Below are 21,882 nucleotides of genomic sequence, written 5' to 3'. Positions count from 1 at the left end.
GCTAAAATACAATTTTGAAAGCAATTCACAACAACATAGGAGATACTTTATATGGATTTTGTGTTGGGAATTATAAGCTAAAATACAATTTTGAAAGCAATTCACAACGAAATGATTCCCATTCCACCGCCTTTTGAAGTTGGGAATTATAAGCTAAAATACAATTTTGAAAGCAATTCACAACGGTCAGAATCTAACCTTCAATTTAGGCTGGTTGGGAATTATAAGCTAAAATACAATTTTGAAAGCAATTCACAACTGATTTATTGATACTATATTCATAACAACTGTTGGGAATTATAAGCTAAAATACAATTTTGAAAGCAATTCACAACAAAAACATAATCTAAATCCCCATCAGAAAAGTTGGGAATTATAAGCTAAAATACAATTTTGAAAGCAATTCACAACAAAATATGGCTAAATCAGATATTAAAATAGGTTGGGAATTATAAGCTAAAATACAATTTTGAAAGCAATTCACAACTTGATTTTGATGTTGTCCTTTCTAATATTTGTTGGGAATTATAAGCTAAAATACAATTTTGAAAGCAATTCACAACAACGACGTGGTTTATAACAACATACCACTCGTTGGGAATTATAAGCTAAAATACAATTTTGAAAGCAATTCACAACGAGAGTTATGTAACAATTGTTACTCAAAAAACCATTTTGTACCTTTACTTTTGCCTTAGTCAAACAAAAAACAAAATTGAATTCTTATGACAGTAGAACATTTCATTAAAGAAAAACGCGGTACCATTGTAGACGTAAGAACCCGAGAGGAATTTATGGGCGGACATGTAGCCACTTCAATCAATATTCCGCTAAATGAAATTCCAGAGCGCATGGAAGAAATCAAAGCCTTAACAAGCCCTCTTATTTTGTGTTGTGCTTCTGGCGGTCGGAGCGGTCAAGCTGAACATTACCTATCACAACAAGGCATAGAGTGTCTGAATGGCGGCTCTTGGTTAAACGTGAATTTTTATCAATCCTTACAAAACAAAATCGATTAATATGCTAACTTTTTTAAAACGCCTTTTAGGTCTGGGGCCAGCCATAAATTATAAAACATTACTTCAACAAGGCGCCATAATCGTAGATGTACGCAGCAAAGGTGAATTCAACGGAGGTCACATCCAAGGTTCTCTTAATATTCCTGTTGATGTGTTACGTCAAAATTTAAACCAATTAAAAAATAAAAACCAAGTCATTATTACGTGTTGTGCATCGGGCATGCGAAGTGCCTCAGCCAAAAGCATCTTAAAAGCAAGTGGCTACACCGAAGTGTACAATGGTGGTGGCTGGAGTAGTCTAAAAAGCAAATTGTAAACCTTTTGATGTTAAGGATTTGTAGTTTATGGTTAATTGTTTATAGTTCAAAGCATCTAGTTTATGGCTTGTAGTTATTAGCATGAATCATGAATAGGCAAACACTACAGAACAAGGATGTTCTTGACTTTACATTTCTTCAATCCTTGACTTTAATTAATTTAAGACTGGCTTCTCGCTGGTCTTTTTTATTACAATTCCTACGCAGTTTTAAAATTTAGAAGTGACCTCAACATTCTCTTGAAATTGCATACAAAATCATTGGTCTTCCCGAAAATAAAAATTACTTTTGCACCAGTTTAACTTTTACACACAAAATGAAGCCTAACACACAACAATTAAACGATTTAACTATCCAAGTTAGAAGAGATATTCTTCGTATGGTACACGCTGTTAATTCTGGACACCCAGGTGGTTCTCTAGGATGCACAGAATTTTTGGTTACTCTTTATCAATACTTAATGGATCGCAAAGAAGGATTTGACATGGACGGTATTGGAGAAGATGTTTTCTTCTTGTCTAATGGTCATATTTCCCCAGTATTCTATAGCGTATTGGCTAGAAGCGGTTATTTCCCTGTAGCTGAGTTGGCTACTTTTCGATTATTAAACTCTCGTTTGCAAGGACACCCAACTACTCACGAAGGTTTACCAGGTATTAGAATGGCTTCTGGTTCTTTAGGTCAAGGTCTATCGGTTGCTCTGGGTGCTGCTCAAGCGAAAAAATTAAATAAAGATTCACATATCGTTTATACTTTGCATGGAGACGGCGAATTGCAAGAAGGTCAAAACTGGGAAGCTATTATGTATGCTTCTGCCAAAAATGTAGACAACCTTATTGCAACTGTTGACGTAAACGGAAAACAAATTGATGGTACTACTGATGAAGTATTGAACATGGGAAGCTTAAAAGCTAAATTTGAAGCTTTTGATTGGGATGTTCTTGAAATCAAAGAAGGAAACAACATCGATGCAATTATTGCTGGAATGACTGAAGCTAAAGCTAAAACAGGAAAAGGAAAACCTGTTTGTGTATTATTATATACTGAAATGGGTAATGGTGTAGATTTCATGATGCATACACATGCTTGGCATGGTAAAGCACCTAATGATGCTCAATTAGAAAATGGATTAGCACAAAACATTTCAACTTTAGCAGATTATTAAGCCCCCTATCCCCCAAAGGGGGAAATAAAAGCTTAAGAAACTTAGAAAAGAAAAGAAAAAAGAAAAAAAAATATAAATCCTATTTACCCCAATAGGAACTCCCCTCCTTTGGAGGGGTTGGGGGAGGCTTATGAAAAAATATACAAATACAGGTAGTAAAGATACTCGCTCAGGTTTTGGAGCGGGAATGACAGAATTGGGTCAGAAGAACGAAAATGTAGTAGCACTTTGTGCGGATTTAATTGGGTCATTAAAATTCGATGATTTCAAAAAAAACCACCCAGAGCGTTTTTTCCAAATCGGAATTGCAGAAGCTAACATGATTGGAATTGCAGCTGGTTTAACTATTGGAGGCAAAATTCCATTTACAGGAACTTTTGCTAACTTTTCTACAGGTCGTGTTTACGATCAAATTCGTCAATCGGTAGCATATTCTGACAAAAATGTAAAAATTTGTGCTTCTCACGCAGGATTAACGCTTGGTGAAGATGGAGCTACACACCAAATCTTAGAAGATATTGGTTTAATGAAAATGTTACCAGGTATGACAGTAATCAACACTTGTGATTACAACCAAACTAAAGCAGCTACAATTGCCTTAGCAGATCACCATGGTCCTGCTTATTTACGTTTTGGTCGTCCAGTGGTGCCTAACTTTATGCCAGCCGACGAACCTTTTGTAATTGGAAAAGCTATTTTATTAAACGAAGGAACAGATGTTACGATTGTTGCCACAGGTCACTTAGTTTGGGAAGCCTTAATCGCTGCAGAAGCTTTGGAAGCTAAAGGAATTTCTGCCGAAGTCATCAACATTCACACCATCAAACCTTTGGATGAAGAAGCGATTTTGAAATCAGTTACCAAAACTAAATGTGTGGTAACAGCTGAAGAACACAATATCTTAGGCGGTTTAGGCGAAAGCGTCTCTAGAGTTTTAGCTTTAAACACGCCTGCTCCACAAGAATTCGTAGCCGTTAACGATAGCTTTGGAGAATCTGGAACCCCAGAACAATTAATGGAAAAATACCAATTGAATCATCAAGCGATTGAAGCCGCTGTTGAGCGTGTATTGGCTAGAAAATAATATTAGCGTTTTTATTTTATCCCGTCAAGTACTACTTGGCGGGATTTTTTTATGCCTTGACGTTTTAAATCATTACTTCTAAATTATACTGAAACCCAACCAAAAACTGAGATTACACGAAGCACTATTATCTTGTATTGCTAACTAAAAAAGTAAACCAAAACCTAAGTTGACTCCAAAAAAAAAAACCGTTCCAAATTTAGGAACGGTTTCAAATATTCTAAGAAATATATTTTTTTAATCATGACATTTTGGATCCAAATGTCTTTTCTTACCGTTACCTCCAGTACACAAAGGAATGTTTGCAAAATCATAGTATTTGACCACTCCGTTAGCATCTTTATAAGAACGCTCTAATTTGGTGGTATAATTATCTCCATCATCATCTACATCAAAACAATCTGGCACCTCATCACCATCTGTGTCATCCAAATTAGTAGTGGGTTTGGTCGGATACAAAGTAGTATTGGTAAAACTATACATATAGCCATCACCATCTAAATCTTCTAAATATGAAGGAATACCATCGCCATCTTGATCATTACGTTGGATTTCATAAGCTTTAATATTAAAGACAAGCGGCGAATAAGCGGGAATACTACCCTGTGAACTATTATAATACCCCAATCCTGAAGGAATAAAAACCACACCAGCCCCAAAATCTTTATATGCTACTGTACCATCTGGATTAGAACTATAAGTTCCTGTCTTTAATTTAGGCATGAATTCGGAAAATCCTGTTATAACACCTGAAAGCAAAGTAAAACTATTTCTTTCAAATTCGGTTACTGTAAGCGTAGTAACTGATTCTTTAGTAACTTGCTGTAAATAATCTCCTTTATACGCTACATAATAACTATCTATATTAACTGGTGAAACTCCAACTCCTTCATTTAAAATCAAATAATACAGTTTGTACTTTAATCCATGTAAATTCACCTCTCTGAATTGAAGTGGATAAGTCGTTTGATCCCAAACTGATTTCTGAGAACCTCCTGTAGGAATTTTAGAAATCTTAATATCGAAGTTTGTGGTAACTTCTTCAATATAATAAGTTTTTAAATATTCTTCAATGTCTTTAATGTCAGTGGCATATTGTACACTAAATTCTCTTGGTGGTGTTACCTCCTCGTCTTTGTCTTTAGAACATGAAAATAATGCCAAGGATAGCATTGATAAAATAAAATAAAACTTAATTTTGTTCATTAGTACTGCTTTTTGAGTGCGCAAGATACAATTTAGATTGATTTTGATAAACTATTTAACTTTGATTTTTGAAAATATATGCGAATAGATAAATATTTATGGTGCGTTCGTTATTACAAAACCAGAAATATGGTTACCGAGGCTTGTAAAAAAAATCATGTAACCGTAAATGGTCAAGTAGCTAAAGCTTCAAAAGAAGTTTTCCCTACAGACAAAATCACCTTTCGTAAAGATCAAATTACCCAAATCATAACCGTTTTAGACATCCCAGAAAGTCGTGTAGGCGCGAAATTAGTCGACATATATCGACGCAATGACACCCCGGCAGAAGTCTATCAACATTTAGAATTACTAAAACTTTCAAAAGAACATTATCGAAAAAACGGAACTGGACGCCCAACTAAAAAAGACCGTCGTGACATTGATGAATTTGGCAATATCATTGTAGAGGACGAAGAAGAGGACTCCCTTTTATAATGAGCAAACTTCTAAAATAAATAAAAAAATCATCTCTAAAATCAAACTCAAATTATTCCTTTTGTACCTTTCAAAATAAAAACTATGAGCCAAAATATCATTCTAACCCATCAAGAAATAGAACACAAAATCAAGCGAATTGCCTACCAAATTTATGAAACCTTTGTAGACGAAGAAGAAATTGTACTCGCTGGGATTACCAAAAACGGCTTTGTATTTGCTCAAAAAATTGCTGCTGCTCTAGCCTTGATTGCTCCTATTAAAGTTTCGCTTTGCGAAGTCGAGCTCAACAAACACCAACCTGATTTGGCTATTCGCACTTCATTGGCTAAAGAAAACTATACTGACAAAGGATTGGTTTTAGTTGATGACGTTTTGAATTCAGGAACAACATTAATTTATGCCGTTCGTCATTTCTTAGAAGTTCCTCTAAAAAAATTCAAAACAGCGGTACTCATTGACAGAAATCACAAAAAATATCCCGTAAAAGCTGATTTTAAAGGAATTTCATTATCTACTTCCTTGTTCGAACATGTTCAAGTAGTTTTTGAAGACTCAGGAAACAGCTATGCCTATTTAAGCTAATAAAGCTAGAATATCATCAACCGTTTCATCTATTGTTTTACCATCAACAGCTACTTTGTATTTTGCTTGATTGTAATAATAGCTTCTGTCGAATAAATGTTTGGCAATAAATTCTTGTAATTCGGCATCGTTTAAATTAGCAATCAAAGGGCGTTTGCTTTTATTTCTAGACAATCTTTCGAACAAAGTAGTCACTGAAGCTTTTAGATAAATTGAGATTACATCAGGTCGTAGCAATAATTCGTGATTGTTCGCATAACAAGGAGTTCCTCCACCAAGACCAAGGATTATGGCTTGTTCTTGCTCTAAAAGCGTTACAAAAGCTTCGTGTTCTAATTTACGAAAATAGACTTCTCCGTGCTTTTCAAAAAGTTCTTTGATGCTTAAATTGGCTTTTTCTTCTATATATTGATCTAAATCCAAAAAAGGAATAGTTGTCTTTTCAGACAGTTTATTGGCAATGGTCGACTTACCGCAGCCCATATACCCTAATAATATAATTTTTTTCATGGCAATAAAACCTTACTAATTAAGGCATTGTGGCTTTTTAATTAAAAAAGACAAATTTATAATAAAATTGCTTTGAAACTTGAAAAAAAAGTACGTATATTTGCACCCGCATTCAAGAAACGAAATGACTCGATAGCTCAGTCGGTAGAGCACATCACTTTTAATGATGGGGTCCTGGGTTCGAGCCCCAGTCGGGTCACAAATACTGTGAACTACGCATTAGTTTCTTGAATGATTGACTCGATAGCTCAGTCGGTAGAGCACATCACTTTTAATGATGGGGTCCTGGGTTCGAGCCCCAGTCGGGTCACAAAGGTTGTTCGCTACGGTGAATGACCTTTTTTTTATTTGAAGGCCACGTGGAGAAACGGTAGACTTGCCATCTTGAGGGGGTGGTGCTCGTAAGGGCGTGTGGGTTCAAATCCCACCGTGGTCACAAAAAAAAGGTATAAATGAATTTCATTTATACCTTTTTTAATTTATTACTCTCCCACATCCCCAAGTGATTTGTGGATTTTTCGTTTATGATGTGTCTGTCGTAAGGTGTTATTACCTGATATCATACTAATATCACCATCAATTTCAAGCATAGCCAACTTGATATCTCTAAAATGTTCTATTCCATGTTCACGCATCACTTCCTCTAATTCCTCAGAAGTAATTCCTAACTTGGCTGCGGTCTCAAATTCAATTTTACCATTATGGACTAAAATTTGAGGCTTATCTTGTATCCAACTTTTTATCAACTCAGACTTGAATACCAATTTTTTAAAAATAAGATTCATAACAAATAAAGACAAAGCAGCAAGTATACCGCCCATAAGAGAAACATTACTTCCAACCATTGCATTTTGAACCGAATTACTGATCAATAAAATCAAAATCACATCGGCCGTATTCAACTGTGACAATTGCTTTTTTCCAAAAACGCGAAGCGCAATTATCATGAACAAGTACACGCTAACACTTCGAAAAACTACTTCTATATACGGATCATTCATTAGTCTAAAAATTAATTTAACACTCTATTCTTACTCCTAAGCCCTTCAAAGGTAAGTACTTTTAGCTGTATTTTGATTGACAAACCTTAAGCTAACAAATAAAAAACCGCAATCACTTTCCTTAAGCTTTTGCGGTTTTTGTATCAACAAAAAGCAAACTATTTCCAACCTCCACCTAACACTTTGTAAAGTGTAATCGCACTATTGAATTGCTCTTTTTTGGTAGCAATAAGTTCAAGTTGTGATTCCAAAGCATCTCTTTGTGTCATTAAAACCTCAAAATAATCTACTCTTGCAGACTTAAACAAATCACCAGCCACATCAATCGAACGGTTCATTGCCGCCACTTGTTGCGATTTTAAAGTATAACTTTTCTCTAAATTATCGATTCTAGACATTTGACTACTCACTTCTACAAAAGCATTCAAAACAGTGCGTTCGTAATTATACAACGCTTGAATCTGACGTGAATTAGCAGAACTGTATTCGGCTTTAATTGCATTTCTATTAATTATAGGCGCTACCAAATCACCCGCTAGAGAATACAACAACGACTCCGGAAATGTAAATAAATAAGTCGGTTTGAAAGCATTTACTCCAATTGATGCCGTAATATCTAGCGAGGGATAAAATTCTGCACGAGCAGTTTTCACATCGAGTTTTGCTGCTTCCAATTCAAATTCTGCTTGTTTAACATCAGGGCGATTGGTTAGCAATTGAGAAGGAACACCAGAATACAGCGTATTAGGCAACAATTTTACCAAATCACTCCTGTCCCGTTTAATTTCCTGAGGATACTGCCCTAGCAAAAAATTGATTTTATTCTCAGTTTCCTTAATGCTTTGAAGAATATCAAATTCCATATTTTTTGAAGCCAAAACTTCAGCTTGAAATTTCTGCACCGCTAATTCTGTAGCTCTCGCAGCTTCTTTTTGAACTTTAACAATCTCTAGCGCGTCGCTTTGCAAGGCGATGTTTTTCTTCACAATTTCGAGTTGACTATCCAATGCCAATAACTCGTAGTAGGAATTTGCTACTTCTGCAATAAGATTGGTAGTCACAAAATTTTTACCTTCAATGGTAGACAAATACCTATTGACTGCGGCTTTTTTGGAATTGCGCAATTTCTTCCAAATATCAACTTCCCAGTTGGCATAAGCTCCTAATTTAAAGTCTCCCAAAGGATTTGGCATTTCTTTTCCAGGTTTTATTTGGGTAGAGGCATCGCCAGCACCTTGGCTGGTATACCTTCCAACTTTTTCAACTCCTGAACCCGCACCTATTGCTACTTTGGGCAAAATAGCTCCTTTTCGCACTCGGATATCATTTTTAGCAATTTCAATCTCTTGCAAAGTGATTTGCAATTCTTGATTGTTTTTTAAGGCCATATCTATCAAGTTGATCAGATTTTGATCTTTAAAATAGGTACGCCACGGCATTGTTGCAGTATTGGTAGTATCCGTTTTTTTATCGAATGACTCGGGAACTCCTTTGGTCGCTGCCAAAGGAGTTAATGTTGGACTACAACTGATGACCACTAAACCAAAACTTAGTAGTACTATATATCTTTTAAACTTTGTCTTATTCATTGTGATTCAAATATTCGGTGAATGGATTTTCATCTTCGTCCTTAGACAATTTGTATTTTTCTGAAATTTTGGCAAAAATGTAGTACAAGCTAGGAATAATTAAAACCCCACAAACTGTACCTACAAACATACCTCCAGCTGCTGCAGATCCTAAAGTTCTATTGCCTATTTTTCCAGGATCTGTAGCAACTGCTAACGGAATTAATCCCGCAATAAATGCAAAAGAAGTCATTAAAATAGGGCGAAAACGAACCGCAGCTCCTTCCATTGCAGCATCAAGAACAGAGGCGCCCTGACTGTGCTTCTGGGCGGCAAACTCTACAATCAGTACGGCGTTTTTACCCAATAAACCGATTAGCATTACAAATGCCACCTGAGCATAAATATTATTAGCTAATCCAAAAAGTTTTAGAAATAAAAAGGCTCCAAAAATTCCAGCTGGCAAGGATAAAATCACAATCAGCGGCAAAACAAAACTCTCGTATTGTGCCGCTAAAACGAGATAAACAAAGCCCAAACAAATCAAGAAAATATAAACTGCTTCGTTCCCTCTTGCTACCTCATCTGCCGAAATTCCAGCCCAATCAATCCCAAAACCTCTAGGAAGCGTTTTGGCAGCCACCTCTTTTACCACCTCAATGGCCGTTCCACTACTGTACCCAATAGCAGGAGCTCCACTAATTTCGGAAGCATTGTACATATTGTGTCTAGTAATTTCAGAAAGACCATACACTTTTTTCATTTTCATAAAAGCCGAAAAAGGAACCATCTCATCTCTATCATTTTTGACATACAATTTCAAAATATCTTCTGGAAGCGCTCTGTATTCAGGTGAGGCCTGAACAATTACCTTGTACTGACGGTCGTATTTGATAAAGTTAGTTTCATAATTACTTCCTACCAATGTCGACAAAGTATTCATTGCATTCTCTATACTCACTCCCTTTTGTTGCGCCAAATCATTATCGATATCGAGCATATACTGAGGAAAACTTGCACTATAAAACGTAAAAACAGAGGTTAATTCGGGACGTTTTTTTAATTCACGAACAAAGTCCTTACTTACTGTTTCCATTTTTTTATAATCTCCAGAGCCTCCTTTATCAAGTAATCGCAGCTCAAATCCACCAGCGGCTCCATAGCCCGGTACGGCAGGCGGCTGAAAATACTCGATTGTCGCTCCCGAAATATTTTTAGTTTCTTCTTCTAATTCTTTAATGATCTCTTCTACATTGTGATCGCGTTCTTTCCAATCTTTCAAATTAATCAAACAAGTTCCAGTATTGGACCCTGTACCTTCGGTTAGAATCTCATACCCTGCCAAAGCCGAAACGGATTTTACACCCTCAATTTTTTCGGCTACTTTTTGTAATTTCTGAGCAATTTGATTGGTTCTTTCGAGTGAAGAACCTGGTGGTGTCTGAATAATAGCATAAAACATCCCTTGATCTTCACTAGGAATAAAGCCAGAAGGAAGGCTATTGTTGATGAAAAAGATCCCTGCGCAAAATCCAATCAATACAATTAATGAAATGGATCTTCTATTTATTAATATAGCTAATACCTTTTGATATCCTTTTGACAGTGTATTGAACTTATTGTTGAAACCATCTAAAAAACGATTCACCAAATTCTTAGGTCTTTCTTTTCCGTGATTATTTTTCAACAATAATGCACACAATGCAGGCGTTAAGGTTAGTGCTACAATTCCAGAAAGTATAATCGCAGTAGCCATTGTTATCGAGAATTGACGGTAAAAAATCCCTACAGGTCCTGACATAAAAGCAACAGGAATAAAAACAGCCGCCATCAAAAAGGTAATTGCTATAATAGCTCCACCAATTTCGCTCATCGCCTTTTTAGTCGCTTTTCGAGCAGAGAGATGTTCCTCTTCCATTTTGGCGTGCACCGCTTCGATGACCACAATCGCATCGTCAACGACGACTCCAATGGCTAAAACCAAAGCAAAAAGCGTTATTAAATTAATTGTAATTCCAAAGAGCTGCATAAAAGCAAATGTTCCTATTAAAGACACCGGTACCGCAATGGCAGGAATTAAGGTAGAGCGCCAATCTCCCAAGAACAAAAAGACTACTAAACCTACCAAAACAAAAGCCTCAACAAGCGTGTGAATTACTTTTTCAATAGAAGCATCCAAAAATTTTGAAACGTCATAACTAATTTCGTAATCCATTCCTTTGGGAAACGATTTCTTTAATTCTTCAAGTTTTGCTTTTACATCTTTAATAACTTGACTCGCATTACTTCCATATGACTGTTTGATTGTAATTGCTGCTGAAGGTTTTCCATCAATACTAGAATAGATGTCATACATAGAGCTTCCAAATTCGACATTGGCCACATCTTTCAAACGAAGTAATTCTCCGTTAGCATTGGACCTAACTACAATATTTTCATAACCTTCTTTAGTCGTGTATCGTCCTTTGTATTTTAAAACATATTCAAAAGCTTGAGATCTTTTCCCTGAACTTTCTCCTGTTTTTCCTGGCGAAGCTTCCAAACTTTGGTTACTCAAGGATTCCATTATTTCATCGGCGGAAATTTTATACGCTAACATTCTGTCTGGTTTCAACCAAATACGCATCGCATAGTCACGATTACCTAAAATATCAGCAAAACCTACTCCATTTACCCTTTTTAAATCCGATAGAATATTAATATCAGCATAATTGTATAAGAATTTTTGGTCTGCAGATTTTTCTTTGCTAAATAAATTGACATACAAAAGCATATTAGGTTCTTCTCGTGTAATCTTCACCCCTTCTCTTACTACTAAAGGAGGTAATTTATTGATGACCGATGCTACACGGTTTTGCACATTAATAGCCGCTTGATTAGGATCTGTGCCTAAATTAAAGACTACTTGAATAGAAGCTTCACCATCATTCCCTGCATCAGAAGTAATGTATTTCATTCCAGGAACACCATTCAGCGCTCTTTCTAAAGGAATAACTACAGCTTTCACCATTAACTCACCATTTGCACCAGGATAATCTGCCGTGATATTTACTTTAGGAGGGGAAATTGAGGGAAATTGTGTTATAGGTAAACTGGTCATTGCCAATACACCCAAAAAGACAACAACTAGCGATATCACTATCGACAATACTGGTCTTTGTATAAATTTGCTAAACATTTTTTATCTTTTAAATTGTTAAACGCTACTCTGTCTTTAATCTCAAGTGTGCCAAAACTTCTTTTGGATTTTGATAATCATAGGTAATCTTATCATTATCATTTGCCTTCTGAATACCATCTAAGACAATTTTATCCGCAGCTGTTATTCCAGTATTCACAACATATACGTCTGGCATTTCTCCTTTAATCGTGATTTCAACAGATTTCAACACATTGTTTTTACCTACCACAAAAACATATTTTTTATCTTGAATTTCATAGGTAGCTTTTTGGGGAATAATCAAGGCGTTTCTAACTGGAATTTTCATTAAAACTTTTCCCGTTTGTCCGTTTTTCAGTAATCGATCTGTGTTAGGAAAACTAGCACGAAAAGCAATATTTCCAGTTTCATTATCAAATTCACTCTCAATTACTTCTACTTTTCCTTTGTATTTAAGCGCTTCACCATTAGCCAGAAGCAATCCAACCGTACTACTTCCTCTTCCTTTTACATTGTTTTGGTATTCCAAATATTCTGGTTCAGACACATTGAAATAAGCAAACATCTTAGTATTATCCGAAAGACTGGTAAGTAACTCACCTTCTTCTACAAGGCTTCCTAATTTTTTGGGGATTCGGTCAATGATTCCGTCAAATGGCGCCCTAATTTCTGTAAATGACAAATGCAATTTCGCCAAAGCAACCTCAGCTCTTGCCTGATCTAGTTTGGCTTGAGCCATTGCTTGCTCATTTTTAGAAACAATGTTTTTATTGGCTAATGTTTTTGCATTTTGAAGTTCAATTTCTGCTCCTTTTGCTTCGGCTTGTGCTTTTAGAAACTCCGCTTGATACAAGCCTGGCATAATTCGGAACAAAAGCTGACCTGCTTTTACAAATTGTCCTTCGTCTACATAAATATTTTGAAGGAAACCTTTCTCTTGAGTACGCAGTTCTATATTACGAATGGAACGAATTTGAGAAACATATTCTTTGGTAAATGAAGTATCGATAGCGATAGGATTGGTTACCGTAAACTTCACTTGCTCTTCCTTTTCTTCTTTTTTTGAGGTACAATTGGTTAAGCACAACAAGGCCATCAAGCCTGTGCACATGATTATTTTCTTCATGATGTAAATTGGGAATTAAAATTTATTGATATTGGAATTCAAAAAATTCCTTTAGCTAAAAAATGAATACGTAAAGAATAACTCCTTGAAACAAGAAGTCTATATACACTATTTTTTACGATTAAAGCACACTACAGAATTGATGTGCTTCCATAATTACATCATATTCTCAGTACGTTGTGAAGAATATAGATAGGATTAGCATATCGATGAACTTGTTTGAAGTATTTTAAGTTCGTGATACTTTTTGTGGGAGAAGTTTGAAAAGAAAAAACTAAATGCCAAGGTTGTAAGCCAGTAGTTATAACTACAGAATAAGCTCCTTTGTTATCAGTGCGTTCATGACTGTTTAGTAATTCTTCCTCAATCTCAACACTAATTTCTTGAACAAAGTTAGTTCCGGGCGTATACGCTTTGTATGTCGGCCCCTCTTTTTTTTCTATAATTGATTGGATTCCGTTTGTTACAACACTTTTATTTTGAGCCGCATGCAAAGCCCCCACTCCAGCAAGCAGCAAAAAATAAAGTTGTAAAAAAAACAGACTTACCCTCATAATTATTAAAAGAAACTTTTATCAATCACAAAGATTAGAAAAAATTTCTTTGTAAGGGTTTATAAAATTTATAATAAAATCATAAAATTTAATAGTAAAAATAGTAAAAGCCAAACAACCAATTGACGAAACAAAAATCTCTAAATAAAAGGCTATAGCATCTCCATAAAAAAAGTGTAACTTGTACCGTCTAACTTTATTTTTCTTGTTATGGTCACACTCGATATCAATGGTAAAAAATACAATCTCGATGTTGCTCCCGAAATGCCTTTATTATGGGCGATTCGCGACATAGTCGGGTTAACGGGCACTAAATTTGGCTGCGGTATCGGTGCTTGTGGCGCTTGTAAAATCCTGATCAATAACGAAGCAACGTACTCGTGTTTGACTCCTGTCAGCGATGCCAAAGGCAAAAAAATCATCACTATTGAAGGCAAAATCCCTAATTTGCAACTGCTGCAAGAAGCTTGGGCTGAGTACAATGTACCACAATGTGGCTATTGCCAACCCGGACAATTGATTACAGCTACTTCCTTACTCAATTCGAACCCGTCGCCTTCTGAGACAGAAATTGATGCCGCTATGTCAGGCAATTTATGCAGATGTGGTACTTACCAACGTATTAAAAATGCCATTCACCATACCGTTGAACTCAAAAAACAAGGAAAATAATGGAGGCAATTCAAAACTACAGTCGACGTGATTTTGTCAAAACCATTGGATTGGCATCTGGAGGATTACTACTTGCTGCAAATAGTTCCTTATTTGCTTCTGAATCAACCTCAGCTATAGAAACTTTCAACCCTAATTTATTTGTCTACTTGCAAACCGATGGCACGCTTACGCTTATCGCTTCACGTTCCGAAATGGGTAATGGCGTTCGTACTTCGTTACCCTCAATTATAGCTGACGAAATGGAAGCCGATTGGTCTAAAGTAGTGGTGCAACAAGCTTTGGGAGACGCAAAATATGGCGATCAAAATACTGATGGCTCTCGAAGTATTTTATACCTCTATGAAACCATGCGAAAAATGGGCGCCACAGCCAAGGCTTTACTCATTACTGCTGCTGCGCAAAAATGGAACGTTCCTGAAGCAGAATGTATCGCTCAACATCATTTTATTGTTCACAGTAGTGGTAAAAAATTAGGATTTGGCGAACTCGCTGCTACTGCCAAAACTTTAGAATTCCCTAAAAACGTTACTTTAAAAAACCCGAAAGACTTTAAATATATTGGTAAAACCTTAAAAAGTGTCGATGTTGCCAACTATGCCAATGGAAGTGCTGTCTTTGGTATTGACAAACGCATACCCAATATGAAATTCGTGGCTATTGCCCGCTGTCCAGTCACTTTTGGCACTGTAAAATCATTCGATAAAAAAGCAGCACTCAAAATTCGTGGGGTGATCGATGTCATAGAAATCCCTAGAATTGCCAAACCATTTGGTCCATTAGGCGGTGTGGCTGTGATTGCTTCGAATACTTGGGCTGCCTTTGAGGGTAAGAAAGCCTTAACTATAGAATGGAATTATGGTTCCAATGCATCCTATACCTCAGCCGATTATCAAAAAACAATCACCGAGGGCGTGTTGCAACCTGGAAAAGTAGCTAAATCGATTGGCGATATAGATCAAGCTTTTGCTAAAGCGCATCAAATTGTCGAAAGCACCATACAATTGCCTTTATTAGCGCACGCACCAATGGAAGTGCCTAATGCTGTTGCCTGGGTAAAAGGCGATTCCTGCGAAGTTTGGGCACCTACTCAAGACCCACAAACCGCTCGTAAAGAAGTGGCAGATTATTTAAAAATTCCTTTAGACAAGGTTTCAGTAAATATTACCTTCCTTGGCGGAGGTTTTGGCCGTAAATCAAAACCCGATTATATCGTAGAAGCCGTAATGGTTTCCAAAGCTATCAATGCACCCGTGCAAGTAGTTTGGACTCGCGAAGACGAAATCAAACACGGTTATTATCATACCGAAAGTGCCCAATATCTCAAAGCCGCTTTGGATGCACAAGGCAATGTAACCGCTTGGCTACACCGTTTTGCCTTGCCTTCTATTATGTCTACTTTTGTACCCGGTACCGAATATCCTGCCGAATGGGAAGCTGGAAGTGCCACAGACATACCGTTAGATGTCCCCAATTTTAAAGTAGAAACAGGCAAAGCGCCCGCTCACGTCCGAATCGGCTGGATGCGCTCTGTTATCAATATTCCTCACGGTTTTTCTGTGAATGTTTTTGCTAACGAGTTAGCGCATGCCGCTAAAAAAGACCCTTTGGAATTCCGCTTGAAACTCATCGGACCTGACCGCATTGAAAATACACAAGACGCCATAAAATACAACACGGCAAGAATGAAACACGTCTTGCGACAAGCTGCAAAAAATGCCAACTATGGAAAAGCTTTACCTCAAGGTCACGCCTTTGGTATCGCGGTTCAATACAGTTTTTATTCCTATGTCGCCTCCGTGGTCGAAGTGTCATTCATCAACAATAAAGTAAAAGTTCATAATGTGTACACCGTTATCGATTGTGGTACCGTCATCAATCGCGATACAGTAAAAGCACAATTAGAAGGTGCCGCTATATTCGGAATGTCTTTGACCTATTACGGCAAAATCACCGCCAAAGACGGCGCCATCGAACAAAACAGCTTTAGTGATTATCCTTTAATTCGTATGAACGAAGCGCCAAAAATACACGTAGAAATCGTAGAAAGCACCGAAAACCCAACTGGTGTAGGTGAACCTGGCGTACCCGTAATCGCACCAGCCATCGTCAATGCTTTGTTTCAACTCACTGGAAAAAAATACTATAATTTACCTTTAATTGATTATGAAATCGTAGGATAATTTATGGGGCGTACCCCCGAGGCACACGACTTTACTAAACCACAAGTCACTGCTCCTCGGGGTCGGGCTATCCGTTCCCAAACTTTTTATACCCTTCGCAATGGCTACGGGTATAAAAAGGTTTTCCACTACTATCCCTAACGCAAAAACATTTCCCCTTTCTATGAACGATTGGATTACACTATTACATACTTTCAAAACCACCAAAACACCGATTGCCTTGGTCACTGTAACTCAAGTGTTGGGCTCAGCTCCTTGTAAAATAGGTTCAAAAATGATTGTAACCCATCAAAAAGAGATTTTTGGCACCATTGGAGGAGGGAAACTTGAATTTCATATCATTACTCAAGCACAAAAAGCCATTCAAGAAAATCAAATCCAATCTACTACTTATACGTTAGGCCCCGAATTCGAACAATGCTGTGGCGGTAAAGTAACCCTTTTAATCGAACCTATGAATCAAAATCCAGAACTGTATCTCTTTGGCGCAGGCCATATTGGTGTTGCCTTGTGCGAAGTACTAGCCAATACCCCGTTTCAAATCACACTATTGGATACGAGAGAACAATGGGAAAGTACCTTGTCACTTCCCGCTTCCGTAACCTATAGCGCTGCACCTTTTGATTTGTATAAAAGCAGTGTACATTGGGGACCAAATTGTTATGCCATCATTGTCACCCACGACCATAAATTGGATTTTGAAATCACTGCCTTATGCCTAGCAGAAAGCACAAAATTTATTGGCCTCATTGGAAGTAAAACCAAACGCTATAAATTCCATCATATGCTTAGAGACGAATTGGGTTTTGAAGCAGGTATGAATCCCGTGCATTGCCCCGTTGGATTAGACTTGGGAGGTCATACTCCAAAAGAAATTGCCATTAGCATTGCCGCTCAACTACTACAAGTTTACTATGAAAAATAATGTTGCTTTTGTAGTATTGGCAGGAGGAAAATCAGAACGAATGGGGCAACCCAAAGGATTACTATTCAACAAAGAAGAATATTGGCTCGAAACCCAATTAAAAAGCATAGCTTCCGCTGGTGGTACCGAAGTTTATATCGCATTGGGGTTTCATACGGCCGCTTATTGTGAGACACTACCTTGGTTAACCTCAGCTTTACAAGTACCTATCACTTATTTAAATCTCAACATACGAGCCGTTCAAAATCCAAACCCTGAACGAGGTTCTTTTTCGAGCTTACAAACGGTTCTTTCTCAAATAGAAAAACCTAAAACTATACTACTCTGCCCCATTGATGTCCCAATACCCAAAGACGAAACACTAGAACTACTTTTAGAAAAACAGCAAGCCATTGCTATCCCTAATTACAAAGGCAAAAACGGACATCCTATCGTGATGAACCCTTCCTTTTGGAAATCGCTAGTTCAACTGAATCCGAGTAACAGTCGGTTGGATTATTTGATTAAAGCTTGTCCTTTGTCAATGATTGGCATTGTACCCGTTGAAAATTCGGAGGTAATTCTGAATCTGAATACACCTGAGGATTGGATCAGTTATCAAACTAAAATCGACAAATAAAAAAAACATCTAACTATTTGTTTTTAAATATTTTGCATTTTAAAAAAGTGTATTAAGTAAAAAATTATAGACAATTATTCTAGCAATAAGATTGATTAAAAGTTTATAAATAAGTTATGTCTAAAGTACGTAAGTTAGTAATATTTTTTGCTCATCGTTAACCATTTCGATTATTGACAGTTTACGAAGCAAAATTTGTTTTCTTATTTCCATTAAACTATTTTCATATTAGCACAAGTGTGTTTTAATAAATTAACAATTAAAAAAGCTTTTAGCTAACGTAATCTCTACTATACTTACATCCCAAAAACTTCTTTCTGAATCAATACCATATATTCAATCGAAGATTCACAACCTCAGAAAGTTTCCTTATTCATTTTATCAGAACTTGCCATAGTAATTTATCGATCTTTCGAAATGTGAGTTCATACAATTCTTTGTCAAAGTGATATGTTGAAAATATTTAATTAACGATATCTAAATAAATATCTTCTAAAAATATATGTCTATTTGATATAACTTCCTTTTTTTAAACTTTGAACAAAGAATTATTCTGAGTTCATCATTGGAAATAAATATAGCTCCCACAGGGAAAACACCCCTAAAAAATTAGTGTTTATCCTCTTGAATGTTTGTTTGAAAATTCATGACTTTACAATCGTAAACCAGTATAAAAAAACATTGTTTTTTATGCATATCAAATAAATCATTATTAATGGTAAAGACAATTATAAAAAAGATACAAACTCATTTGTACAAAGTTTTAGCTTATTTAAATAAAAATTCTAGCTTATACAAACCTATTTATCACAATAGCACTTAAACATTATGAATGGAGTTAATCGTGTATTGCATTCTTAAAAATATGAGAAAAATCATCGATCAATATCAATCAACTAAAAAATAGATACTATCACTAAAGTCAATTTTACTTTACATATATAAGTGAAAAACTCAAGCGAAAATTTTATATGTTTTTCCTTGATGTAATAATAAACATCGAGAAGCTAATTGCCAAGTATAGAAATTATTTAAAATTAAGATTTAATAAAAAATTAAAAATGGGGAAGCTGAAAACCGTATACAAGAGTAGGCAAAAACAATTAATATTTAATTAAAATGACAAAACAAGATTTTATTTCTGAAGAAAAACTAACGGTATCTACTAATTCTCAAAAAGTAGATTTTATTTCTGACGATCAGTACAACCTAATGAATTTAGTGGGTATACAACACAATGAGCTATTAACCATGCTCATGCAGAATCAGACAGACTCTATTGATAAAAATATCCAAATGACTGCAAAATGGTACAGTAAATTGGATGGTGGTTTTATCAATACCTTTGATAAAACATTTATTGACAAATTGCAATTGGAAGCAAACAAAGTTATTACCAATCTTCAAAATAGTAACAATTCTATCTTTGATGTTCTAGAGGGAATAAAAATGACTAACCCTTGCAAGCAAGAATTGAAGTGGCTTTTAAATCTAATTTTGATGAGTGGGGGGCAAAATAACATCATTAGTTCATTAGAGGCAAGCCGATCTTGGGAAAAGCGCATTATGTCAACAGATTGGGTAGCTCAGGAACGAACAGTTCTTCTTAGTGCATTAAGTACTGCACGTTATAGCGCACATTATTGGCTGAATATAGATAAAGGCGATGATGAAATAAATGATGGAATTGGCCCCAAAGCATCAAAGAAAAAATGTAATAAAAAAACCGCTGCCGTTTGTGCAGATGTTGCGGGTTGTATTGTTGGAGGCTTTGCAGGTGGGTTTATTACTGGTGGCAATATAGTAGGCATACAAGTTGGTGCTACAATAGTTGGAGCCACTTGTTCTGGAATAGTAAGAGGTAGAAAATAAGCTTTTCTTTTATACTTTTAAAGGGTAGTGAAGCATGAAGCTAACTACCCTTTTAGATTACTACAGTTATTAAGAAGTCCTAAAAATAAAATTCACCATATTCAATAACAAACCTGAACTCAATCAATATAAAGATAACTAATTGTTTGCTTTTTAAGTATTCATATTTTAAAGAAAGTTGTCTAAGTAGAAAATTGTAAGTAACTATTATTCTAGCGATAAAATTTGCAAAAAGGTAGTAATAAATGAGCTATGACTAAATTGTTCAAGCTAGTAAATATTTTTAGCTCATCATTAACTATTTGAATTATTGACAGTTTAATAAGTAATTTTTTACTACTTTTTTCCATCAAACTAAACTGTTATTCATGTTAGTTAGAATACTTGCAATCAATCGAATGCTATCAACTAATAATTGGGAGAGCTTTTGCCTAATATTTTATACTAAATTATTATTTGATTTCAGTTTATCAACAAAAAAACGGCTAGCAATTCGCCAGCCGTTCTTATTGATAATTATCTGAAATTATTGCTTCTTCAACAATCCCTGTAATGGTTTCAACTGATCCAAATCGATTTTTGATTGCTGCAAAACCGACATCATGTTCATAATATGGGTAGGATTCATGTCTTTCCCTAATACCCGAACTACTGCAAAACCCGTTTCTTTTTGGTTGGCAAATAAAATAAACTCTTCGATATGCTCATCTGCTCCTACAAAACTTACCGAAGCACCTTCTTTACCAGAACCAAACTTCATGAGTTGTTGGTACTTTGGGTTTTTCAAAATTCCGTTTAATTTGGAACGCTCAGTTTCAAACTCAGCAGTATTATTTGGATTGCGTTTAAAAGCCAAAATATTTATTTTTTCAAACGATTGTAAGGCTTGTTGCTGCTCTAGAGAGAGTTTCGTTTTGTCCACATTCAAAATCGAAGAGGAAATATCAAACGCTATGAAATTTTTATTTTCTGTATTTTCTACAAAATACTTTTGCAAACTCGGTTCAGAGTTACAACTTGTCAACCATAGGCATAGGAAAATAGCCAAACCAACTACTGTTTTCATTTTTTTACCCTTTTTATATTAATTGCGTTCCATTTTGAATACTCTTACGCTAAGTCTATTCCAATTCCTTCTAGTTCCTTTTTTGTTTTTGCACTTTAAGATTCTGAAAACAGACCTATAAGGTTTTGAAATAAACTATTATTGAAGAGTAAGCTAATTACTAATCACTCACAGCTAAGCATTAGTTACTACTTTTTCCCTTTGGTGGCTTTTTTCAAATCATCTCCGCCAGGAAAGCGCATTTTATCGGTCAATACTGAGATCTCATTCAAATCAAAATCGCCTGTCAAGGACATCAATACACTGTCTTCTCCTTTTCCACCATCAATAAACATCAATAGTTCTCTGATTTGTGTGTCTTTGGCTCCTGATTTTACTAAAATTTTAATGCTACGACCATTATCGTTTACACGCATAAGTTCTTCTAGATTAGCCGTTTTCATGTAACGTTCAGCTGTTGCTTTCATCTCGGCCTCAACACGAGAACTTTTGGTAGTAAACACCTTTAAGTTGTCTAATTTTTTGATTAAACGATGATATTGTTGCATTTCTTTATCAGAGGCATCTACTTTGACTTTACTCATCATTTCGAACATTTTTTTGTTGACGATAACCGAAGTGACATCGTCTTGACCATCGAATTTGTCGAAGGCACCTTGTGCAAAAAAGGGGGTAGCGACTAGTAAAAATACTAAAGCTAAAAATACTTTTTTCGTTACTGAAGTGAAACGAGTTTTGTTGCTAATTATAACTGTTGATTTCATGTTGTTTTT

General features: G+C 35.9%; 20 protein-coding genes, 3 tRNA genes and 1 CRISPR repeat array (1 of these 24 only partly in view). Of the genes, 14 read left to right on the top strand and 9 right to left on the bottom strand.

Going from position 1 to position 21,882, the window contains the following annotated elements; genetic code table 11:
• A CRISPR array of direct repeats spans positions 1-639; the repeat unit is 46 nt; unit sequence GTTGGGAATTATAAGCTAAAATACAATTTTGAAAGCAATTCACAAC (it extends 3,806 nt beyond the left edge of the window).
• Positions 640-725: 86 nt separating this feature from the next.
• From WFZ86_RS11230 to WFZ86_RS11215, 4 genes are all read left to right on the top strand, one after another.
• Positions 726-1,019 carry a rhodanese-like domain-containing protein gene (locus WFZ86_RS11230; protein ID WP_342691998.1) on the top strand — a complete coding sequence of 98 codons (294 nt, stop codon included), beginning with the start codon at positions 726-728 and terminating at the stop codon, positions 1,017-1,019.
• A 1-nt stretch (position 1,020) separates the two neighbouring features.
• A complete protein-coding gene (locus WFZ86_RS11225; protein WP_342691997.1) occupies positions 1,021-1,335 on the top strand; it encodes a rhodanese-like domain-containing protein in 315 nt (104 codons plus the stop codon).
• Between the two features lie 317 nt (positions 1,336-1,652).
• The gene (locus tag WFZ86_RS11220) at positions 1,653-2,501 is read left to right on the top strand and encodes a transketolase (protein WP_342691996.1); all 849 of its coding nucleotides are present in this window, start codon (positions 1,653-1,655) and stop codon (positions 2,499-2,501) included.
• A 130-nt stretch (positions 2,502-2,631) separates the two neighbouring features.
• Positions 2,632-3,585, top strand: coding sequence for a transketolase family protein (locus WFZ86_RS11215; RefSeq protein WP_342691995.1), 954 nt, complete (start codon positions 2,632-2,634; stop codon positions 3,583-3,585).
• A gap of 237 nt (positions 3,586-3,822) precedes the next feature.
• On the opposite strand, the gene bamM is transcribed toward WFZ86_RS11215, so the two are convergent.
• Entirely contained in the window at positions 3,823-4,791 is a 969-nt protein-coding gene (gene bamM, locus WFZ86_RS11210; RefSeq protein WP_342691994.1) for a BamM family beta-barrel-assembly machinery protein, read from the bottom strand.
• Between the two features lie 78 nt (positions 4,792-4,869).
• Between bamM and WFZ86_RS11205 the strand changes: the two genes are divergently transcribed.
• Together WFZ86_RS11205 and WFZ86_RS11200 are read left to right on the top strand one after the other, a co-directional pair.
• Positions 4,870-5,268 carry an RNA-binding S4 domain-containing protein gene (locus WFZ86_RS11205; RefSeq protein WP_342691993.1) on the top strand — a complete coding sequence of 133 codons (399 nt, stop codon included), beginning with the start codon at positions 4,870-4,872 and terminating at the stop codon, positions 5,266-5,268.
• 84 nt (positions 5,269-5,352) lie between these two features.
• Positions 5,353-5,853, top strand: a complete 501-nt coding sequence (locus WFZ86_RS11200; protein ID WP_315144595.1) for a phosphoribosyltransferase domain-containing protein — start codon at positions 5,353-5,355, stop codon at positions 5,851-5,853.
• Here the strand turns inward: WFZ86_RS11200 and WFZ86_RS11195 are convergent.
• Entirely contained in the window at positions 5,845-6,363 is a 519-nt protein-coding gene (locus WFZ86_RS11195) for a shikimate kinase (RefSeq protein WP_342691992.1), read from the bottom strand. The two genes, WFZ86_RS11200 and WFZ86_RS11195, sit on opposite strands and share 9 nt — an antisense overlap.
• Before the next feature lie 126 nt (positions 6,364-6,489).
• Between WFZ86_RS11195 and WFZ86_RS11190 the strand changes: the two genes are divergently transcribed.
• From WFZ86_RS11190 to WFZ86_RS11180, 3 genes are all read left to right on the top strand, one after another.
• Positions 6,490-6,562, top strand: a tRNA-Lys gene (locus WFZ86_RS11190).
• Positions 6,563-6,600: 38 nt separating this feature from the next.
• Positions 6,601-6,673, top strand: a tRNA-Lys gene (locus WFZ86_RS11185).
• 43 nt (positions 6,674-6,716) lie between these two features.
• Positions 6,717-6,799: transfer RNA gene (locus WFZ86_RS11180), tRNA-Leu, on the top strand.
• A 46-nt stretch (positions 6,800-6,845) separates the two neighbouring features.
• Here WFZ86_RS11180 and WFZ86_RS11175 read toward each other — a convergent pair.
• The 5 genes from WFZ86_RS11175 to WFZ86_RS11155 all read right to left on the bottom strand — a co-directional run bounded on the left by WFZ86_RS11175 (position 6,846) and on the right by WFZ86_RS11155 (position 13,736).
• Entirely contained in the window at positions 6,846-7,364 is a 519-nt protein-coding gene (locus tag WFZ86_RS11175; RefSeq protein ID WP_342691991.1) for a DUF421 domain-containing protein, read from the bottom strand.
• Positions 7,365-7,522: 158 nt separating this feature from the next.
• Positions 7,523-8,953 (bottom strand): TolC family protein, encoded by a 1,431-nt coding sequence (locus WFZ86_RS11170; RefSeq protein ID WP_342691990.1) that lies wholly within the window; start codon positions 8,951-8,953, stop codon positions 7,523-7,525.
• Positions 8,946-12,110, bottom strand: a complete 3,165-nt coding sequence (locus tag WFZ86_RS11165; protein ID WP_342691989.1) for an efflux RND transporter permease subunit — start codon at positions 12,108-12,110, stop codon at positions 8,946-8,948. The genes WFZ86_RS11170 and WFZ86_RS11165 overlap by 8 nt, the downstream gene beginning before the upstream one ends.
• A gap of 25 nt (positions 12,111-12,135) precedes the next feature.
• Positions 12,136-13,218 (bottom strand): efflux RND transporter periplasmic adaptor subunit, encoded by a 1,083-nt coding sequence (locus tag WFZ86_RS11160; protein ID WP_342691988.1) that lies wholly within the window; start codon positions 13,216-13,218, stop codon positions 12,136-12,138.
• A 161-nt stretch (positions 13,219-13,379) separates the two neighbouring features.
• Positions 13,380-13,736, bottom strand: a complete 357-nt coding sequence (locus WFZ86_RS11155) for a hypothetical protein (protein WP_342691987.1) — start codon at positions 13,734-13,736, stop codon at positions 13,380-13,382.
• A gap of 246 nt (positions 13,737-13,982) precedes the next feature.
• Here WFZ86_RS11155 and WFZ86_RS11150 point away from each other — a divergent pair, with 246 nt between their 5' ends.
• The 5 genes from WFZ86_RS11150 to WFZ86_RS11130 all read left to right on the top strand — a co-directional run bounded on the left by WFZ86_RS11150 (position 13,983) and on the right by WFZ86_RS11130 (position 20,043).
• Complete coding sequence (locus WFZ86_RS11150) at positions 13,983-14,444, top strand: (2Fe-2S)-binding protein (protein ID WP_342691986.1); 462 nt, start codon at positions 13,983-13,985, stop codon at positions 14,442-14,444.
• A complete protein-coding gene (locus WFZ86_RS11145) occupies positions 14,444-16,627 on the top strand; it encodes a xanthine dehydrogenase family protein molybdopterin-binding subunit (RefSeq protein ID WP_342691985.1) in 2,184 nt (727 codons plus the stop codon). The genes WFZ86_RS11150 and WFZ86_RS11145 overlap by 1 nt, the downstream gene beginning before the upstream one ends.
• A gap of 163 nt (positions 16,628-16,790) precedes the next feature.
• Positions 16,791-17,552, top strand: a complete 762-nt coding sequence (gene xdhC, locus WFZ86_RS11140; protein WP_342691984.1) for a xanthine dehydrogenase accessory protein XdhC — start codon at positions 16,791-16,793, stop codon at positions 17,550-17,552.
• Positions 17,542-18,171 (top strand): nucleotidyltransferase family protein, encoded by a 630-nt coding sequence (locus WFZ86_RS11135; protein WP_342691983.1) that lies wholly within the window; start codon positions 17,542-17,544, stop codon positions 18,169-18,171. The genes xdhC and WFZ86_RS11135 overlap by 11 nt, the downstream gene beginning before the upstream one ends.
• A 1,119-nt stretch (positions 18,172-19,290) precedes the next feature.
• Positions 19,291-20,043: a hypothetical protein gene (locus WFZ86_RS11130; RefSeq protein WP_342691982.1), complete on the top strand. Its 753-nt coding sequence runs from the start codon at positions 19,291-19,293 to the stop codon at positions 20,041-20,043.
• Between the two features lie 526 nt (positions 20,044-20,569).
• Here WFZ86_RS11130 and WFZ86_RS11125 read toward each other — a convergent pair.
• Positions 20,570-21,109: a DUF4252 domain-containing protein gene (locus WFZ86_RS11125; RefSeq protein WP_342691981.1), complete on the bottom strand. Its 540-nt coding sequence runs from the start codon at positions 21,107-21,109 to the stop codon at positions 20,570-20,572.
• A gap of 188 nt (positions 21,110-21,297) precedes the next feature.
• A complete protein-coding gene (locus WFZ86_RS11120) occupies positions 21,298-21,873 on the bottom strand; it encodes a DUF4252 domain-containing protein (RefSeq protein ID WP_342691980.1) in 576 nt (191 codons plus the stop codon).
• Between the last annotated feature and the right edge of the window lie 9 nt (positions 21,874-21,882).

The organism is Flavobacterium polysaccharolyticum (assembly GCF_038739875.1).
GTDB lineage: Bacteria > Bacteroidota > Bacteroidia > Flavobacteriales > Flavobacteriaceae > Flavobacterium > Flavobacterium polysaccharolyticum.
The sequence above is the reverse complement of the archived record's forward strand: the minus strand, read 5'-3'. Positions and strand labels throughout refer to the sequence as shown.

What these genes read in the sequence shown, in the direction of transcription:
- WFZ86_RS11215 (WP_342691995.1), top strand. Translation starts at nt 2,632, where the DNA reads ATGAAAAAATATACAAATACAGGTAGTAAAGATACTCGCTCAGGTTTT.
- WFZ86_RS11205 (WP_342691993.1), top strand. Translation starts at nt 4,870, where the DNA reads ATGCGAATAGATAAATATTTATGGTGCGTTCGTTATTACAAAACCAGA.
- WFZ86_RS11170 (WP_342691990.1), bottom strand. Translation starts at nt 8,953, where the DNA reads ATGAATAAGACAAAGTTTAAAAGATATATAGTACTACTAAGTTTTGGT.
- WFZ86_RS11150 (WP_342691986.1), top strand. Translation starts at nt 13,983, where the DNA reads ATGGTCACACTCGATATCAATGGTAAAAAATACAATCTCGATGTTGCT.
- WFZ86_RS11230 (WP_342691998.1), top strand. Translation starts at nt 726, where the DNA reads ATGACAGTAGAACATTTCATTAAAGAAAAACGCGGTACCATTGTAGAC.
- WFZ86_RS11225 (WP_342691997.1), top strand. Translation starts at nt 1,021, where the DNA reads ATGCTAACTTTTTTAAAACGCCTTTTAGGTCTGGGGCCAGCCATAAAT.
- WFZ86_RS11145 (WP_342691985.1), top strand. Translation starts at nt 14,444, where the DNA reads ATGGAGGCAATTCAAAACTACAGTCGACGTGATTTTGTCAAAACCATT.
- WFZ86_RS11175 (WP_342691991.1), bottom strand. Translation starts at nt 7,364, where the DNA reads ATGAATGATCCGTATATAGAAGTAGTTTTTCGAAGTGTTAGCGTGTAC.
- WFZ86_RS11220 (WP_342691996.1), top strand. Translation starts at nt 1,653, where the DNA reads ATGAAGCCTAACACACAACAATTAAACGATTTAACTATCCAAGTTAGA.
- WFZ86_RS11200 (WP_315144595.1), top strand. Translation starts at nt 5,353, where the DNA reads ATGAGCCAAAATATCATTCTAACCCATCAAGAAATAGAACACAAAATC.
- WFZ86_RS11195 (WP_342691992.1), bottom strand. Translation starts at nt 6,363, where the DNA reads ATGAAAAAAATTATATTATTAGGGTATATGGGCTGCGGTAAGTCGACC.
- WFZ86_RS11165 (WP_342691989.1), bottom strand. Translation starts at nt 12,110, where the DNA reads ATGTTTAGCAAATTTATACAAAGACCAGTATTGTCGATAGTGATATCG.
- WFZ86_RS11135 (WP_342691983.1), top strand. Translation starts at nt 17,542, where the DNA reads ATGAAAAATAATGTTGCTTTTGTAGTATTGGCAGGAGGAAAATCAGAA.
- WFZ86_RS11125 (WP_342691981.1), bottom strand. Translation starts at nt 21,109, where the DNA reads ATGAAAACAGTAGTTGGTTTGGCTATTTTCCTATGCCTATGGTTGACA.
- xdhC (WP_342691984.1), top strand. Translation starts at nt 16,791, where the DNA reads ATGAACGATTGGATTACACTATTACATACTTTCAAAACCACCAAAACA.
- WFZ86_RS11120 (WP_342691980.1), bottom strand. Translation starts at nt 21,873, where the DNA reads ATGAAATCAACAGTTATAATTAGCAACAAAACTCGTTTCACTTCAGTA.
- WFZ86_RS11160 (WP_342691988.1), bottom strand. Translation starts at nt 13,218, where the DNA reads ATGAAGAAAATAATCATGTGCACAGGCTTGATGGCCTTGTTGTGCTTA.
- WFZ86_RS11130 (WP_342691982.1), top strand. Translation starts at nt 19,291, where the DNA reads ATGACAAAACAAGATTTTATTTCTGAAGAAAAACTAACGGTATCTACT.
- bamM (WP_342691994.1), bottom strand. Translation starts at nt 4,791, where the DNA reads ATGAACAAAATTAAGTTTTATTTTATTTTATCAATGCTATCCTTGGCA.